Source organism: Streptococcus ferus DSM 20646 (genome assembly GCF_000372425.1).
In the GTDB taxonomy this organism is placed as follows: domain Bacteria; phylum Bacillota; class Bacilli; order Lactobacillales; family Streptococcaceae; genus Streptococcus; species Streptococcus ferus.
Genome location: NZ_AQVD01000011.1, coordinates 1 through 2,157, shown reverse-complemented (window position 1 = coordinate 2,157; position 2,157 = coordinate 1). Strand labels below are relative to the sequence as shown.

At 50.2% G+C, this 2,157-nt stretch carries 1 rRNA gene; it reads right to left on the bottom strand.

The features are described 5' to 3' along the window. Positions 1-97: 97 nt before the first annotated feature. Positions 98-2,157, bottom strand: a 23S ribosomal RNA gene (locus A3GY_RS0109495); the annotation flags it as partial.

Here is a 2,157-nt window from a genome sequence, read left to right as displayed (position 1 = left end):
CTATCGTCACTTAACTCTGAGCTTAAACACTCATAATTGAATAGCTATCTCCAAAAAAACCAACGCTGCGCCTTATTGACAGTCTCATGACTTCCTTTAGGATAAGTCCTCGAGCGATTAGTATTAGTCCGCTACACGTCTCACAACGCTTCCACTCCTAACCTATCAACCTGATCTTCTCTCAGGGCTCTTACTAACATAACGTTATGGGAAATCTCATCTTGAGGTGGGTTTCACACTTAGATGCTTTCAGCGTTTATCCCGTCCCTACATAGCTACCCAGCGATGCTCTTGGCAGAACAACTGGTACACCAGCGGTAAGTCCACTCTGGTCCTCTCGTACTAGGAGCAGATCCTCTCAAATTTCCTACGCCCGCGACGGATAGGGACCGAACTGTCTCACGACGTTCTGAACCCAGCTCGCGTGCCGCTTTAATGGGCGAACAGCCCAACCCTTGGGACCGACTACAGCCCCAGGATGCGACGAGCCGACATCGAGGTGCCAAACCTCCCCGTCGATGTGAACTCTTGGGGGAGATAAGCCTGTTATCCCCAGGGTAGCTTTTATCCGTTGAGCGATGGCCCTTCCATGCGGAACCACCGGATCACTAAGCCCGACTTTCGTCCCTGCTCGACTTGTAGGTCTCGCAGTCAAGCTCCCTTATACCTTTACACTCTGCGATTGATTTCCAACCAATCTGAGGGAACCTTTGGGCGCCTCCGTTACCTTTTAGGAGGCGACCGCCCCAGTCAAACTGCCCGTCAGACACTGTCTCCAATAGGGATCACCTATTCGGGTTAGAGTAGCCATAACACAAGGGTAGTATCCCAACAACGCCTCCAATGAAACTAGCGTCCCATCTTCTATGGCTCCTACCTATCCTGTACATGTGGCACAGATACTCAATATCAAACTGCAGTAAAGCTCCATGGGGTCTTTCCGTCCTGTCGCGGGTAACCTGCATCTTCACAGGTACTAAAATTTCACCGAGTCTCTCGTTGAGACAGTGCCCAAATCATTACGCCTTTCGTGCGGGTCGGAACTTACCCGACAAGGAATTTCGCTACCTTAGGACCGTTATAGTTACGGCCGCCGTTTACTGGGGCTTCAATTCACACCTTCGCTTACGCTAAGCACTCCTCTTAACCTTCCAGCACCGGGCAGGCGTCACCCCCTATACATCATCTTACGATTTAGCAGAGAGCTGTGTTTTTGATAAACAGTTGCTTGGGCCTTTTCACTGCGGCTCAGTTATACTGAGCACCCCTTCTCCCGAAGTTACGGGGTCATTTTGCCGAGTTCCTTAACGAGAGTTCGCTCGATCACCTGAGGCTACTCGCCTCGACTACCTGTGTCGGTTTGCGGTACGGGTAGTGTATACTTAAACGCTAGAAGCTTTTCTTGGCAGCGTGACATCACTAACTTCGCTACTAAACTTCGCTCCCCATCACAGCTCAATGTATCAGGACTAAGCATTTGACTCAGTCCACACCTCACTGCTTGGCCGGACTCTTCCATTCGTCCGGTTTAGTTAGCCTTCTGCGTCCCTCCTTCACTATATACACTAGTACAGGAATATCAACCTGTTGGCCATCGGATACACCCTTCGGTCTCTCCTTAGGTCCCGACTAACCCAGGGCGGACGAGCCTTCCCCTGGAAACCTTAGTCTTACGGTGGACAGGATTCTCACCTGTCTTTCGCTACTCATACCGGCATTCTCACTTCTATGCGTTCCAGCACTCCTCACGGTATGCCTTCGCCACACATAGAACGCTCTCCTACCATAACACCTAAGTGTTATCCACAGCTTCGGTAAATTGTTTTAGCCCCGGTACATTTTCGGCGCAGGGTCACTCGACTAGTGAGCTATTACGCACTCTTTGAATGAATAGCTGCTTCTAAGCTAACATCCTAGTTGTCTGTGCAACCCCACATCCTTTTCCACTTAACAATTATTTAGGGACCTTAGCTGGTGGTCTGGGCTGTTTCCCTTTCGACTACGGATCTTAGCACTCGCAGTCTGACTGCCGACCATAAATCAATGGCATTCGGAGTTTATCTGAGATTGGTAATCCGGGATGGACCCCTCACCCAAACAGTGCTCTACCTCCATGATTCTCATGTCGACGCTAGCCCTAAAGCTATTTCGGAGAGA